Origin of the sequence: Kribbella sp. NPDC056345 (assembly GCF_042262745.1) — a bacterium.
In the GTDB taxonomy this organism is placed as follows: domain Bacteria; phylum Actinomycetota; class Actinomycetes; order Propionibacteriales; family Kribbellaceae; genus Kribbella.
The window spans coordinates 471,898-486,118 of sequence record NZ_JBHJQQ010000006.1 but is presented as its reverse complement, the minus strand read 5'-3'; the positions used below and the strand labels follow the sequence as shown (position 1 = coordinate 486,118).

General features: G+C 68.6%; 12 protein-coding genes. 9 read left to right on the top strand and 3 right to left on the bottom strand.

Features of this window, described 5'->3' with window-relative positions; all coding sequences use genetic code 11:
• Nucleotides 1-90 precede the first annotated feature (90 nt).
• Both ACFCV3_RS24085 and ACFCV3_RS24080 read left to right on the top strand, forming a co-directional pair.
• On the top strand, nucleotides 91-1,983 hold the full coding sequence (locus ACFCV3_RS24085) for a DUF2207 domain-containing protein (RefSeq protein WP_376033288.1): 1,893 nt from the start codon (nucleotides 91-93) through the stop codon (nucleotides 1,981-1,983).
• Between the two features lie 43 nt (nucleotides 1,984-2,026).
• Nucleotides 2,027-3,154 (top strand): M24 family metallopeptidase, encoded by a 1,128-nt coding sequence (locus ACFCV3_RS24080; RefSeq protein WP_376033287.1) that lies wholly within the window; start codon nucleotides 2,027-2,029, stop codon nucleotides 3,152-3,154.
• A 4-nt stretch (nucleotides 3,155-3,158) separates the two neighbouring features.
• Here ACFCV3_RS24080 and ACFCV3_RS24075 read toward each other — a convergent pair whose 3' ends face one another.
• On the bottom strand, nucleotides 3,159-4,118 hold the full coding sequence (locus ACFCV3_RS24075; RefSeq protein WP_376033286.1) for a GlxA family transcriptional regulator: 960 nt from the start codon (nucleotides 4,116-4,118) through the stop codon (nucleotides 3,159-3,161).
• A 70-nt stretch (nucleotides 4,119-4,188) separates the two neighbouring features.
• On the opposite strand from ACFCV3_RS24075, the gene ACFCV3_RS24070 reads away from it, so the two are divergent.
• The 4 genes from ACFCV3_RS24070 to ACFCV3_RS24055 all read left to right on the top strand — a co-directional run bounded on the left by ACFCV3_RS24070 (nucleotide 4,189) and on the right by ACFCV3_RS24055 (nucleotide 9,450).
• Nucleotides 4,189-5,478: an MFS transporter gene (locus tag ACFCV3_RS24070; RefSeq protein ID WP_376033284.1), complete on the top strand. Its 1,290-nt coding sequence runs from the start codon at nucleotides 4,189-4,191 to the stop codon at nucleotides 5,476-5,478.
• Nucleotides 5,479-5,518: 40 nt separating this feature from the next.
• Entirely contained in the window at nucleotides 5,519-6,499 is a 981-nt protein-coding gene (locus tag ACFCV3_RS24065) for a serine hydrolase domain-containing protein (protein ID WP_376033282.1), read from the top strand.
• Between the two features lie 33 nt (nucleotides 6,500-6,532).
• Nucleotides 6,533-7,024: a redox-sensitive transcriptional activator SoxR gene (gene soxR, locus ACFCV3_RS24060; protein WP_376033280.1), complete on the top strand. Its 492-nt coding sequence runs from the start codon at nucleotides 6,533-6,535 to the stop codon at nucleotides 7,022-7,024.
• A 296-nt stretch (nucleotides 7,025-7,320) separates the two neighbouring features.
• Nucleotides 7,321-9,450 (top strand): RecQ family ATP-dependent DNA helicase, encoded by a 2,130-nt coding sequence (locus tag ACFCV3_RS24055; RefSeq protein WP_376033278.1) that lies wholly within the window; start codon nucleotides 7,321-7,323, stop codon nucleotides 9,448-9,450.
• Here ACFCV3_RS24055 and ACFCV3_RS24050 read toward each other — a convergent pair whose 3' ends face one another.
• Nucleotides 9,451-10,230: an ArsR/SmtB family transcription factor gene (locus ACFCV3_RS24050; protein ID WP_376033277.1), complete on the bottom strand. Its 780-nt coding sequence runs from the start codon at nucleotides 10,228-10,230 to the stop codon at nucleotides 9,451-9,453.
• 103 nt (nucleotides 10,231-10,333) lie between these two features.
• Between ACFCV3_RS24050 and ACFCV3_RS24045 the strand changes: the two genes are divergently transcribed.
• From ACFCV3_RS24045 to ACFCV3_RS24035, 3 genes are read left to right on the top strand one after another with little or no spacing between them, the layout of a single operon-like run.
• Entirely contained in the window at nucleotides 10,334-11,137 is an 804-nt protein-coding gene (locus ACFCV3_RS24045) for a GNAT family N-acetyltransferase (protein ID WP_376033275.1), read from the top strand.
• Between the two features lie 9 nt (nucleotides 11,138-11,146).
• On the top strand, nucleotides 11,147-11,878 hold the full coding sequence (locus tag ACFCV3_RS24040; protein WP_376033273.1) for an SDR family oxidoreductase: 732 nt from the start codon (nucleotides 11,147-11,149) through the stop codon (nucleotides 11,876-11,878).
• A 2-nt stretch (nucleotides 11,879-11,880) separates the two neighbouring features.
• Nucleotides 11,881-12,624, top strand: coding sequence for a MerR family transcriptional regulator (locus ACFCV3_RS24035; protein ID WP_376033271.1), 744 nt, complete (start codon nucleotides 11,881-11,883; stop codon nucleotides 12,622-12,624).
• On the opposite strand, the gene ACFCV3_RS24030 is transcribed toward ACFCV3_RS24035, so the two are convergent.
• Nucleotides 12,581-14,137, bottom strand: coding sequence for an adenylate/guanylate cyclase domain-containing protein (locus ACFCV3_RS24030; protein WP_376033269.1), 1,557 nt, complete (start codon nucleotides 14,135-14,137; stop codon nucleotides 12,581-12,583). The genes ACFCV3_RS24035 and ACFCV3_RS24030 overlap by 44 nt on opposite strands.
• Nucleotides 14,138-14,221 lie beyond the last annotated feature (84 nt).

Sequence of the window (14,221 nt, the reverse complement as noted above, 5' to 3'; positions counted from 1 at the left end):
GCCATCCAGAATTCCCCTATCGCTCCCTTTGCACAAGCCCATCGGGCGGCATCCCACGGCCCGACCCCGGCTCTCGATAGTGTCGCGGGCATGCGTAGGGCACTCGGGGTCGTCATCAGCCTGCTCGTCACCACGCTGGCTCTGGCCGGCTTCGCGCTGCCCGCCTCGGCGGCAGCCGGGGACGAGGTACGCGCCTTCACGATCGACTACACGGTCGGGAGCGACGGCGTACTGCACGTGAAGGAGACGATCGACTACCACTTCGGGAGCTACGGGCGGCACGGGATCTACCGCGACCTGGTGATCCGGGAGCCGTGGCTCGACGACCGGGCGAAGGACCAGAAGTACGAGGTCTCGAACATCAAGGTCGACAGCCCGACCAAGGCGCCGGACGCGTTCGGCACCGACACGACCAAGAAGAACGGTCACCGCGACCAGATCCTCCGGATCAAGATCGGCGAGGAGGACAAGACGATCTCCGGCCAGGACGCGACGTACGTGATCACGTACGACGTGCGCGGGGCGCTGCGGCACTTCGACGACCACAGTGAGCTGTACTGGGATGCGACCGGTTCGGCCTGGGAAGCGCCGATCAAGCAGGTCACGGTCAACGTGACGGTCCCGCAGGGCGTGCAGCAGGTGGAGTGCTTCACCGGCCGCGCTGGATCGACCGCGAAATGCCCGCAGAAGTCTGTCGTCGGCGGGAAGGGCGTCTTCCGGGCGACCGGCCTCCCGCAGGGCTCGCAGTTGACGATCGTCGCCGGGATCAAGGCCGGCGTGGTCCAGAACGACACCCCGATTGTCGTCGACCCGCCGGACTGGCTGCAGCGCAACGGCCTGAACATCCCGGCGCTGATCGGCTCCGGCCTCGTCAGCCTGCTCGCGCTGATCGTCGCCGTGATCTACGCGGCGACCGGGAACAAGGACCAGCGGTTCGCCGGGATGCCGCCGGGGACGTTCCCGCCGGAGGGGATCGCCGCCGTACCGGAGAAGAACACTCTCGACGACGACCAGATCCCGGTCGCCTTCGCGCCACCACGGATCCCGGTCGCCGAGGCCGGTCTGCTGATCGACGCCAAGGCCAACGTCACCGAGGTCGCCGCGACCCTGATCGACATGGCGGTCCGCGGTGGCGTCCGGATCGAGAACGACGGTGAGGAGCGCCGCGCCGTCCTGCTGGACGGCCGTGTCGCTACCGCGCCGCACGAGCAGGCGTTGCTGCAGGGCATGTTCCCCGGACTGGTCCCAGGTGCCTCGATCACGCTGGAACGGCGACCGGTCGGGGACACCTCGATGGCGGCGACTGCCCTCGCGATGCTGGACGCCCTACGCGACCAGGTGGCGCAGCGGCAGTGGTACACCCGGCTGCCCTCCAAGCTCGGCAGCCGCGGCGGCTCGGTCTTCAAGTCCGGCACGGGCTGCGGCTGCATCACACTGATCGCGTTCTGGGTCTTCGGCGCCGGAATCGCCGGTACGGCGACCGGCGCCTCGACTGGTGGATTCGGCCGGGCGGTGGCGATCGCCGTACCGGTCCTGGCCGTGATCATCGCGATAACCACCTGGGTGCGGATCCGGCGCCGCGGTCAGCGCACTCCGGCCGGCCGTGCAGTCAGCGACCAGGTGATCGGCTTCCGGAAGTACCTGGCGACCGCCGAGGCGGATCAGTTGCGCTTCGAGGAGGGCGAGGACATCTTCAGCAAGTACCTCCCGTGGGCGATCGCGTTCGACCTGGCCGACCGCTGGCAGAAGGTCTGCCGCCAGCTCGTCGACGCCGGCCGGCTGACCCCAGATCCCTACTGGTACGTCGGCCCGTCGTACTACACGTCCGGCTGGACCGCGGGCAACGTGAGCTCGACCGTCGCGCAGACGTTCATGCCGCCGCCCACCCCGTCCAGCAGCGGCGGCGGTGGCGGTAGCTCGTCCGGGTTCAGCGGTGGTTCGTCAGGCGGCGGTGGCGGTGGTGGAGGCGGTGGGTCCTGGTAATTGGGCTCGCATTCTGTCGGAGGGTCATGCCTATAGTCGGCTCATGTCGAGTCGTGCGCCGCTAGGCCTTGCCCCTGATGCCGCTGTCCTGCGCTCCCGCGTCGAGCGAGCCCGTACGGCGGCCGCCGGCACCGGACTGTTGATTGCCCCAGGCTCCGACCTGCGGTACCTGATAGGTCAGGGCGGCGGATCGTTCGAGCGGCTGACCACGCTCGTGATCCCGGCCGACGGCGTACCGGCGTTGGTGGTGCCGAAGATGGAGGTGCCCGGGTTTGCCGGCGTGCCGCTGGAAGAGCTGGGGATCGAGGTCGTCACCTGGGTGGACGGTGATGATGCGTATGCCTTGGCAGCCGAGCGGTTGAGTGGCGTGGATCGGGTTGCGGTCAGCGACTTCACCCCGGCGCTGCACGTGCTTGCGTTGCGGTCGGCATTGCCGAAGGCCGAGCAGGTGCTGGCCGGGCCGATCGTGCGGGAGCTGCGGATGCGCAAGGACGCGGCCGAGATCGACGCGCTGCGGACAGCTGGGGCAGCGATCGACCGGGTACACGCGCGCGTCGGTGAGTGGTTGCGGCCGGGGCGGACCGAGGCCGAGGTCGGTGCGGACATCGCGGCCGCGATCGTCGAGGAAGGACACATGATGGCCGACTTCGTCATCGTCGGCAGCGGTCCGAACGGCGCCAGCCCGCATCATTCGGTGTCGGATCGGGTGATCGAGTCCGGTGACGTCGTGGTGGTGGATATCGGTGGGCCGATTCCGGAGGGGTACTTCTCGGACTCGACCCGGACCTATGCCGTCGGGACTCCACGCGACGCGGACGTTGCCGCGACGTACGCCGTACTGCAAGAGGCGCAGCAGGCCGCGGTGGATGCGGTGCGGCCGGGCGTGACGGCCGAGTCGATCGATGCAGCCGCGCGGGAGGTGATCGCGGCAGCCGGGTTCGGTGAGTACTTCATCCATCGGACCGGGCACGGGATCGGGCTCGACGTGCACGAGGAGCCGTACATCGTCGCGGGCAACGACCTGCTCCTCGAGCCGGGGATGGCGTTCAGCATCGAGCCTGGGATCTACCAACCAGGCCGTTGGGGTGCGCGGATCGAGGACATCGTCGTGGTCACCGCGGACGGTGTCGAGCCGATGAACCGGCAGCCGCACGAGCTGATCGTGCTCTAGGGATTCAGCTCGCGCGGAAGGTCTTGCGGTAGGCGAGAGGGGAGACACCGAGCTCGGAGCGCAGGTGGTGCCGCAGGGAGGCCGCCGTACCGAGACCGGCTGCGGTCGCGATCCGGTCGACGGGCAGGTCGGTGGTCTCCAGCAGGTGGCAGGCGTGCCGGATGCGCTGCTGCATCAGCCACGTGCCCGGCGACTGCCCGGTCTCGGCCTTGAACCGGCGGCTGAAGGTCCGCACGCTCATCCGGGCGTGCGCGGCCATCGCCTGCAGGCTCAGCTCCCGGTCGAGGTGATGCAGCGTCCAGGCGCGGGTGGGCGACGTACCGTCATGGCCCTCATCCGGTACGGCGCGTTCGATGAACTGCGATTGCCCGCCGTCACGCCACGGCGGGACCACGCAGGCGCGGGCCGCGCGGTTCGCGACATCGCTGCCGAAGTCGCGGCGGATCAGATGTAAGCAGAGATCGACCCCGGCGGCGAGACCGGCCGAGGTGAGGATGTCGCCGTCGTCGACGAACAGTTGCTCCTCCCGCAGCTCCACCTGGGGATAGCGCTCGCGGAACATCTCGGCCCGCTTCCAGTGCGTGGTCGCGGGCCGGCCGTCCAGATAGCCGGCCGCGCCCAGCACGAAGGCGCCGGTACAGATCGACGCGATCCGCGTGCCCGGCCGGATGGTCGCGAGCGCCGCCGCGAGTGCATCCGGCAGCGTGCCCTCGTTGCGGGGCTGCGGAATGTACGTGCCCGGAATGATGACCGTGTCCGCCGCGGCCAGCGCCTCGGGACCGTGGTCCGGGATCATGCTGAATCCGGCGCTCACCCGGACCGGCTCGCGATCGATCCCGCAGACGCGGACGTCGTACAGCTCAGTGCCGTCGGCGCGGGTCGCCGCACCGAGGACCGTGGACGGGATGGTCATGTCGAACCCGACCACCGGTTCCAGCGCCAGGACGGCGACGATATGCGTCATGGCCACATCTTGACACATGATGGCATTCAGGCCACTAGTACGGCGGGCGCCGGGGCGGCAAGGTAGTTGGGTGACGCAGACTGTGGAGACGAAGAAGCCTGCCCGGGTGCACCTGGCCTGGGCAGTCGCTGCGGTGGGGTTCGTGACACTGATCGGTGCGGCCGGGTTCCGGTCCGTGCCCAGCGTGCTGCTCGATCCGCTGCACGAGGAGTTCGGCTGGTCGCACGCGACGATCTCGTCGGCGGTCTCGATCAACCTGCTGCTGTACGGCCTGATCTCGCCGTTCGCGGCCGCGCTGATGGACCGCCTCGGTCTGCGCAAGGTCGTCAGCGGAGCGCTGGTGCTGATCGCGCTGGGCAGCGGCCTGACGATCTTCATGGACTCGTCCTGGCAGCTTCTGCTCTGCTGGGGACTACTTGTCGGTGTCGGAACCGGCTCGATGTCGATGACCTTCGTGGCGACCATCACCGGGCGCTGGTTCGTCGAGCGCCGCGGCCTGGTCACCGGCCTGCTGACCGCGGCCGGCGCGACCGGTCAGCTGGTCTTCCTGCCGCTGATCGCGAACCTCGCAACGAACTACGGCTGGCGGACCCCCGCTCTGGTCGCGGCCGGTACGGCGCTGGCCGTCGTACCGCTGGTGCTGATCTTCCTGCGTGACTACCCGAGCGATGTCGGTCTGCGCGCGTACGGTGCCCCCGAGGGCAGTCTTGCCGGGCAGCGTGTGGAAGCGACCGGCAGCAGTGCGCTGCGCGCGCTGAGTGCACTCCGTACGGCGGCGCGGCGGCCGGCGTTCTGGATGCTGGCCGGTGGGTTCGCGATCTGTGGAGCCTCGACGAACGGCCTGATCGGTACGCACTTCGTCACCGCAGCGCACGACCACGGGATGCCGATCACCACGGCGGCCTCGCTGCTCGCTCTGGTCGGCATCTTCGATGTCGCCGGCACGATCCTGTCCGGCTGGCTCACCGATCGCTGGGATCCGCGGTACCTGCTGATCGCGTACTACTCGCTGCGCGGCCTGTCCCTGCTGGTACTGCCGTCCCTGCTCGGACCGACCGCACAACCGAGCGTCTGGGTCTTCATCATCTTCTACGGCCTGGACTGGGTCGCGACCGTGCCGCCGACCGTCGCGCTGTGCCGGGAGTGGTTCGGTGTGGACGGGCCGATCGTGTTCGGGTGGGTGTTCGCCTCGCACCAGATCGGTGCGGCGCTGGCGGCGACCGGCGCCGGTGCGATCCGGGATCTGCAGGGCAGCTACAACCTCGCCTGGTACATCGCGGGCGGTCTCTGTGCGGCGGCTGCCCTGATGTCCGCGAGTATCGGGCGGCGAATCGTGGCCTCGGACGCAGCCCTCCCTTAATCGGTCGTTGCCTGGCTGCGGCCGGGGTTAACCTGCGGACATGACGCCGGGGGAGATTGACAAGATTGCTCAGGAGACTGGATTCTCCGGTGTCGTCCAGATCGATCGGGGCGGGCAGGTCGAGTTCGCTCAGGCGTATGGACTGGCGAACCGGGCCTATCTGGTGCCGAACACGCTGGACACCAGGTTCGGGATCGCCAGTGGTAGCAAGGGGTTCACGGCTCTGGCGGTGATCTCGCTGGTGCGTGAGGGTGCGCTGGAGTTGAGCACCACGGCCCGGTCGCTGCTCGGCAAGGACCTGCCGCTGATCGCGGACGACGTGACGATCGAGCACCTGCTCACGCACACGTCCGGCATCGGTGACTACCTGGACGAAGAGGTCGACTCCGAGATCACCGACTACTTCATCGGCGCGGCGCACGAGCTGGCGACCACCGAGGCGTTCCTGCCCCTGCTGGACGGGCATCCGACCAAGTTCCGGGCCGGTGAGCGGTTCAGCTACTGCAACGGTGGCTTCGTGGTCCTCGCGCTGCTGGCCGAGCGGGCCAGCGGGGTCGGGTACCACGACCTGGTCCGCGAACGGGTGCTGCGTCCGGCCGGCATGACCCGGACGGACTTCCTGCGCTCTGATGAGCTGCCCGCCGATGCGGCCGTGGGCTACCTGCCACTGGACGGGGTGGATCGCACGAACGTGTTCCACCTACCGGTGCTGTCGACCGGCGATGGCGGCATCCACACCACGGCCGCCGACATCTCGACGTTCTGGCGGGCACTGTTCGCCGGCGACATCGTGGATTCCGTCGAAGAGGTGGTGCGGCCGCGCTGCGACGTACCCGAGGAATCCCGGCGGTACGGTCTCGGCTTCTGGCTGGATGCGACGACCGACGACGTGACGCTGGTCGGGTACGACGCCGGCGAATCGTTCAAGTCCACCCACGACCCGCACACCGGCACCACCTGGACCGTGCTGTCCAACACATCACCGGGAGCCTGGCCGATCGCGCGCGCCTTCGTCAGCTAGCCTCGACATAGGTTGAGGTCGGAGGGCGGAGCTATGGGTGGAGTCGTGGACGTCGAGCCAGGTGAGCTGACGGTCGGGCAGTTGGCACAACGCAGTGGAGTCGCGATCTCCGCGCTGCACTTCTACGAACGCCAGAACCTCATCATCAGCCGCCGCACAGCCGGCAACCAACGCCGCTACAAACGCGACACCCTCCGCCGCGTCGCCCTGATCCGGATCGCCCAGCGCGTCGGCATCCCACTGTCCGAGGTCGCCGCGATCCTCGCCCTCCTCCCCGAGAACCGCACCCCCACCCGCAAGGACTGGGAACGCATCTCCGAATGCTGGCAAGCCGAACTCGACCGCCGCATCCTGCACCTCGAACAACTCCGCGACGACTTCAAGGACTGCGTAGGCTGCGGCTGCCTCTCCCTCGACCGCTGCGCCCTCGCCAACCCCTACGACACCCTCGCCACCAAAGGCCCCGGCCCGCAACGCCTGGTCACCCCATCAGGCGAGCCCTGCCACCCCGGCCACTGCGCCTGACCTGCAGCCCCGCCCCCCCGGCCGAGCCCACACCCACCCGGGGACCCCAACCGCCCCTCCACACCCGCCGATCTCCCGCGCATATGAACGGATATCAGTTGGTGTTGCCCCTTCTCACGCCGTCTACGACCTGAGGAGGGGCAACACGGGCGGATATCCGTTCTTGTTGTCCTGGGTGTTGGCGAAGGGTTCCGGCTCGTGCCGGGGGCGGCCGGTCGATGGAGCCGTGGGGGAGTTATCCACAGGTGGGGGTTGGTGGAATGGGGAATGGGGGTGGGGGCGTCTAGGGTCTTGGCATGGTTGATGGTGGTGCGGGATTGACTCTGACCGAGGCTCGGGCGGGGATTGCCGGTGGGGTGATCCAGGCGATCGCGGGGGAGAGCGCGCGGTTGCGGGGCGACCAGGAGACTGCGGTTGCGGCGTTGTGCGAGCCGGCGGCCCGGGTCCTGGTGGTGCAGGCGACGGGGTGGGGGAAGTCGGCGGTGTACTGGGCGGCCACGGCGATTCGCCGGGCTGAAGGTGCGGGGCCGACGTTGGTGGTGTCGCCGTTGTTGTCGTTGATGCGGGATCAGGTGGGTGCGGCCGGCCGGGCGGGGTTGCGGGCGGCAACGCTGAACTCGAACAACGTGGACGAATGGTCGGGCATCGAGCAGGACCTGCGCTCCGGAGCGATCGACGTACTGCTGGTTTCGCCTGAGCGGTTGGCCAACCCGGGCTTCGGGCGGCGCGTGCTGGACAGTCTGGCGGGTGAGGTCGGTCTGCTGGTGATCGATGAGGCGCACGCCGTCTCCGACTGGGGGCACGACTTCCGGCCGGACTACCGCCGGGTGTCCGACGTGCTGCAGCACCTGAATCCGAAGACGCCGGTCCTCGCCACCACAGCCACGGCGAATGAGCGGGTCACCGACGACGTCGCCCACCAGTTGGGTGAGTCAACGCTTGTACTGCGGGGGCCGCTGGCTCGGTCGAGTCTGCAGCTTGCTGTGGTTGACCGGTTGTCGCCGTTGCAGCGGTTCGCGTGGGTGGTCGATCATCTGCCGAAGCTTCCGGGCTCGGGCATCGTGTACGCGTTGACGGTCGCTGATGCGCAGCGGCTGGCCGCGACGATCCAGGAGATCCACGGTCGCGACGTACCAGTGGCGGCGTACACGGGTGGTTTGGAGGCGGGGGAGCGGGAGAGCCTCGAGGATGCACTCCGCGAGAACCGGCTGAAGGCACTGATCGCGACTTCCGCGCTCGGAATGGGATATGACAAACCTGACCTCGGGTTCGTCGTGCATGTCGGCTCGCCGCCGTCGCCGGTGTCGTACTACCAGCAGGTCGGTCGCGCCGGCCGTGGCATCGACCACGCGATCGTCGCCCTGCTGCCTTCCGATGCTGACTCCGGTATCTGGGACTACTTCGCGACCGCAACCATCCCCGTCCCGGAGAACGTCAACCGGTTGCTGCACGCCATGCAGGCCTACGGCCCGGATCAGCCGGCGAGCGTCCCGGCGCTGGAGGCCGAGACCGGCCTGCGCCGTACGCGGGTCGAGCTGATGCTCAAGCAGCTCGCGGTCGACGGTGTCACCGAGCGGCTCGAACACGGCTGGATCCGGACCGGCAAGGACTGGACGTTCGACGCGGCGCACTACGACGGCATTGTTGCGGTACGGCGTCGCGAGGCCGATATCATGCGGGCCTACACTCGCGGCCAACGTTGCCTGATGCAACTACTGCAGGAGTCGCTGGACGATGCGTCCGCCGAGCCGTGCGGTCGTTGTTCGGTCTGCCTGGGTGCTCTGCCTGCCCCGCTGTCCGCTGCGCCCGACGCCGACACGGTCGCGACTGTCACCGGTCTGCTCCGCGGCGAGGTGCACGTCCTCGAACCGCGCAAGATGTGGCCGGGTGGTTCGTTCGGCCCGCGCGGCAAGATCCCCGCGAACCTGATGGCCGACCCTGGCCGTTCGCTCATCTACGCCGATGCGCCGGAGTGGCGCGAGGTCCTCGCCGCGGCGTTCGCAGGCGGTGAGCCACCCGCCGACGCCATCGAAGCCCTGCAGGCAGGCGCCGTCGCAGCCCTGTCCCGCTGGCGCAGCACGTGGTCCAGCCGCCCGGAGGTCGTCGTACCACTCGCCGCCGCCGGGCACACCGCAGTCACAGCCGCAGTCGCTGACCGGATCGCAGCGGTCGGCCGCCTCGACCGAGCAGACCTGACCGTCGATCGCTCCGGCTACACCGACGACCTCTCCTCAGCCGACGAAGCCCGAGTCTGGCGCGACGGACTCCAGGTCGACGCCACCACCGCGCAAACCGTCGCCGGTCGCACCGTCCTGCTCCTGGTCGACGCCAGCTCATCCCAATGGCCAGTCACCGTCGCCACCGCCAAACTACGCGAAGCCGGCGCAGGCGCCGTACTGCCGCTGCTCCTCCACAAACGCCCGTGATCAGCTGACGAGGGCCGGGCTGGTTTCGACGAAGGACTTGAGGTCGGCGAGGACTGCGGGCCAGCCTTCGGTGATCATCTCGCGGATGGCGCTGCCGGGCTCGAAGCCGGTGTGGGTGACGGTCAGCTTGACCTGACCGTCGACCGGCTCGAGGTCGAACGCGACCTTCGACAGCGGTTCGCTGCTGATCCGCTGGAAGAGGTCGTCCTTGATACCCGCCTCGGCCTGGAAGTCGGGCGTCATGTGATGCCACGCGTAGGCGAGCCGCGTGTACGGCTTGTGCTCCAGCACGACCTGCCCCGGTCCAGCCATCGTCGCCTTGCCCATCTGCCACACCATCTCCGAACCCGGCTTCCAGTCCGTCTCGAAATGCAGCCCCCAGTACTGCGTGGTGAACTCGGGCTCGGTGAGTGCGCGCCATAGCCGCTCCGGCGTGGTCTTGATGTAGGTCGTGTACACGAAGTTCATGGTTTCGGCCTCCAGAGCCGTCTTGAGGTCGGCGAACAGTTGCACCCGCCGACGGTCGTACCGATTGATCCAGCGGTCGGCGATGGCGTTGATCGGCTCGGCGTTCAGGTAGTGGTGTTTCTCCCGCCCGCGCCGAACCGTGCTGACGAGGTTCGCGGCCTCCAGCACCGCGAGGTGTTTGCTGACCGACTGCCGCGCCATCGACAGCCCCGCGCACAGCTCGCGCAGCGTCTGCCCGTTCTGCGTGTTGAGCGCATCCAGCAGCTGCCGCCGGCTGGGGTCGGCCAGCGCCCGGAACACCTCGTCGTCCATCCCGCTCCGTTCCATAGGCAGCCATCTGGCTGCCTGTTCAACATAGGCAGCCACGCGGCTGCCTGTCAAGGAATCCCGTTGACGCATCCCCGACGATGGTGGGGTGGAGATCAAGAGCCTCGGCTACCGCACCGACCTGTTCCTGCTCGGCCTCGGCGGCAGCGAGCTGCACGACAATGGCGAGTACGTCGTCGTCCGCACACCGGCCAACCCGACCTTCTGGTGGGGGAACTATCTGCTCTACCGCACGCCGTTCGGCCCAGGTGACGTCGAGCGGCGTCTCGGCGAGTTCCGCAAGGAGTTCCCGGAGGCCGATCACGTTGCGATCGGCATAGACAGCACCGACGGCGTGGTCGGGGTGGACGGCACCAAGGAGGAGCTGGTCGCGCTCGGTGCCACCGTGGACCCCAGCACGGTGATGGCAGCGTCCACAGTCGTCGCCCCGGCCCGGCCGAACACGACCTCGACGTACCGGTTGCTGTCGTCCGATGACGACTGGACGCAGCTCGAGGCACTGACTCTCGCGAACGCGACCATGACGGTCGACGACGCGTACGTCGAGTACACCCATCGCCGGCAGCTGGCTGATCGGGGCCGGGTCGAGGCGGGGCACGGGCTGTGGTTCGGCGCGTTCGACGGCGATCGCCTGCAGGCTTCCCTCGGGCTGATGTTCGACGGCGCGGGCCTGGCCAGGTTCCAGACCGTGCAGACGCATCCGGACGACCGCAACCAGGGCATCGCGAGCACACTCGTGCACCACGCCTCGACGTACGGGCTGACCGAGGGCGGCGCGAAGACGCTGGTGATGGTCGCCGACCCGGACTACCTGGCGATCCGGATCTATCGTGCACTCGGCTTCAGCGACTCGGAGACCCAGTTGGGGATCACGATCCCGCCTTCCTCCTAAGGTGGTCCCATGACGGTCGTGTTGGTGACAGGTGGGAGCCGGGGAATCGGTGCGGCGGCAGCGCTCGCACTGGCTGCGGACGGCTGGGATGTCGGAATCGGCTACCGGTCGAGGGACGACGAGGCGGCCAAGGTGGTCAAGGCGGTCGAAGACCGAGGTCGCCGCGCGATCGCCGTACAGGCTGATGTCGCCGGGCCCGAAGAGATCGAGCGCCTCTTCGACGCCGTCACGGACGGACTCGGACCGATCGGTGCCGTCATCAACAACGCCGGCGTGATCTCGCCGTCCGGTCGCGTCGACGAGTACGACGCGGCGCGGCTCGAGAACGTGTTCCGGATCAACGCGATCAGCGCGTTCCTGGTCGCCGGTGCCGCGGTACGGCGGATGTCCACCAAGTACGGCGGCGATGGCGGTGTGATCGTCAACGTGTCGTCACGCGCGGCCGTGCTCGGATCGGCGGGGGAGTACGTCGATTACGCGGCCAGCAAGGCAGCCGTCGACGCCCTCACCATCGGGCTCGCGAACGAGGTGGCCAAGGAAGGCATCCGCGTTCTCGGGGTCCGGCCCGGACTGATCGAAACCGACATCCATGAGCCTGGCCGGCTGGACCGTCTCGGTACGACGCCGCCCCTCGGCCGACCCGGTAGGCCCGAGGAGGTGGCCGAGCTCATCGCCTTCCTCGCCTCGGACCGGTCGTCGTACATGACCGGCACCACCCTGGACGTCTCGGGCGGCCGCTGACGATGGGACTGCGGCCTGTCGATCTGGCGCGGCGGGCGGGGGTGTCGACCCAGCTCATCCGCAACTACGAAGCAGACGGGATCCTGCCGCCGGCTCCACGCACGGACAGCGGTTATCGCCAGTACGGCGAGGAACACGTGTCCGCACTGCTCACCTATCGCGCCCTCGCGCCCGGTTTCGGGGCCGAGACTGCGCGGCAGATCATGCAGGCGGTCCACGCGGGCGACGAGGAATCGGCGTACCGGCTGGTCGACCAGGCGCATGCCGGGCTCTACGAACAGCGCCTTGCGACCGACGCGGCCAGCGAGGCGCTGGGTGCGGCCGCGGCGGAGTTCCGGGACGAGCCGGTACCGACCGGGCCGGCGCTGCTGGTCGGCGAACTCGCTCACCGCCTCGGCGTCCGGACCTCTGCGCTGCGCGTCTGGGAGGCGGCCGGGCTGCTGCTGCCAACGCGGGAGCGGATCACGAAGTACCGCCGCTACGCGCCAGAGCAGATCCGCGACGCCCGCATCATTCACATGCTCCGCCAAGGCCGCTACTCGTTCGACCAGATCCGGCCCGTCCTCGACGGGCTCCGTCAGACCGGCAGCACCGAGGCCCTGCGCGACGCGATCGCCGAACGACGGGCCGCGCACGACCGGATCACCAAAGCGATGCTGTACGGCGCCGGCCTGCTCCACCAGCTGGTCGAGGAGAAGCGCGCTACTGCGGAACGGCCAGCTGGGTCGGTTCCGACCGCCCTCTGACCGTCACCCGGTCACCGGGTCGCCAATGCGCGCCCTCGGTCGGACCCGCCTCGTCGACCGTCGCCATCGACGCGATCAGCCGCTCGGGGATGTTCTTGGCCAGCTCGCTCAACCGGGCCGCCTCGTTCACCGGATCGCCGATCACCGTGTACTCGAGCCGCCGTACGTCGCCGACCGTGCCGGCCACCACGATCCCGGCCGTCACCCCGATGCCGGCCGTTGCCTCCGGCAACTCTTCGGACAGTCGCCGGCTGAGTGCCCGCCCGGCGCGCAGTGCTGCTCCGGCCGGATCGATCAGCTCGGCCGGGGCCCCGAAGATCGCCAGTGAGGCATCACCGGCGAACTTGTTCACGAACCCGCCCTCACGCACCACCTCGTCGACGACGATCGCGAAGAAGCGGTTCAGCAACTGGACCACCTCGGTCGGTGGCCGGTCCGCCGCAAGTTTCGTGGAGCCGACCAGGTCGACGAAAAGGACGGCCACGAACCGCTCCTCACCACCCAACTGGTCGCTGGTCAAGGCCTCGCGGACCACCTCCGGACCGACGTACCGGCCGAAGACGTCCCGGATCCGCTCCCGCTCGCGCAGACCGGCCGCCATCCGGTTGAACCCGGCCTGCAGCGAGCCGAGTTCAGTACCGTCGAAGACCGGGATCCGGATGTTCAGCTCACCGTCACCGATCAGGGTGAGTGCGTCCCGCACCGACCGGACCGGGGCGACGACGGACTTGGCCGACAGCAGGATCAGCAGCCCGCCGATGCACAGGACGATGATGCCGAGGGCAAGGATCATCACCGAGAGCCGGGTCGCGGAGACCTGGCCGTCGATGAGCGCCAGGATCGCGGCCAGCATCAGGCCGGCGACCGGTGTGGCCGAACCGGCCGCCCAGAAGACCAAAGTGCGCGCTTTGAGGCCGAAGGCAAGCAGCCGGCGCGGCGGCGCGGAATCGGCCAATGCCCGCGCTGCGACCGGGCGGAGCGCGAACTCGGTCAGCAGATACGAGACCGCACAGGTCACGATCATGCCGTCGAAGATCGTCACCGCGACCCGCAGCGCGTTCTCCGGCTGAAGGACGATCGTTGCTGCGGTGAAACCGGCGACGGCGATCATCCACAGCACGACCTCGATCAGGGTGAGGCGCAGCGGGAGCCGGAGCGTGGTGATCTGCTCCTTCCGCGTGGCCGGACGATCCTCGTCCACCCAGGCTGTACGGCGTACTGTCACGCGCGTGCTCCACACGCACCCCACCACGATGGCGAGCAGCAGATACGACGGGACGAAGATCGCCTCGAACCGCAGTAGTTCAGCGGTCAGCGCGGGTCCAGGCAGCACGAACACGGCCAGCGCGTAGACCACGGCCGCGCCGATCAGATTGGTGCCGATCGAAAACGTTGTCATCAGCACCCGGAGCCGGATCTTCAGCATCCGGGTGCTCTGGTCGGCCGGTCCGAGCAGCCAGGAACCGAACGGCCGCCGCTTCAGGACGAGCTCGGCACCACCGTGCGATGTCATGATCACAGTCTGCGCTGAGAGTTGCAGGTTGATGCAACAAGGCCCGCCGTTGAGGCGGGATGACACCGGGTATTTGGCACGGTG

What these genes read in the sequence shown, in the direction of transcription:
- ACFCV3_RS24075 (WP_376033286.1), bottom strand. Translation starts at nt 4,118, where the DNA reads ATGACGCATATCGTCGCCGTCCTGGCGCTGGAACCGGTGGTCGGGTTC.
- ACFCV3_RS24085 (WP_376033288.1), top strand. Translation starts at nt 91, where the DNA reads ATGCGTAGGGCACTCGGGGTCGTCATCAGCCTGCTCGTCACCACGCTG.
- ACFCV3_RS24035 (WP_376033271.1), top strand. Translation starts at nt 11,881, where the DNA reads ATGGGACTGCGGCCTGTCGATCTGGCGCGGCGGGCGGGGGTGTCGACC.
- ACFCV3_RS24040 (WP_376033273.1), top strand. Translation starts at nt 11,147, where the DNA reads ATGACGGTCGTGTTGGTGACAGGTGGGAGCCGGGGAATCGGTGCGGCG.
- ACFCV3_RS24080 (WP_376033287.1), top strand. Translation starts at nt 2,027, where the DNA reads ATGTCGAGTCGTGCGCCGCTAGGCCTTGCCCCTGATGCCGCTGTCCTG.
- ACFCV3_RS24050 (WP_376033277.1), bottom strand. Translation starts at nt 10,230, where the DNA reads ATGGACGACGAGGTGTTCCGGGCGCTGGCCGACCCCAGCCGGCGGCAG.
- ACFCV3_RS24065 (WP_376033282.1), top strand. Translation starts at nt 5,519, where the DNA reads ATGACGCCGGGGGAGATTGACAAGATTGCTCAGGAGACTGGATTCTCC.
- ACFCV3_RS24030 (WP_376033269.1), bottom strand. Translation starts at nt 14,137, where the DNA reads ATGACATCGCACGGTGGTGCCGAGCTCGTCCTGAAGCGGCGGCCGTTC.
- ACFCV3_RS24055 (WP_376033278.1), top strand. Translation starts at nt 7,321, where the DNA reads ATGGTTGATGGTGGTGCGGGATTGACTCTGACCGAGGCTCGGGCGGGG.
- soxR (WP_376033280.1), top strand. Translation starts at nt 6,533, where the DNA reads ATGGGTGGAGTCGTGGACGTCGAGCCAGGTGAGCTGACGGTCGGGCAG.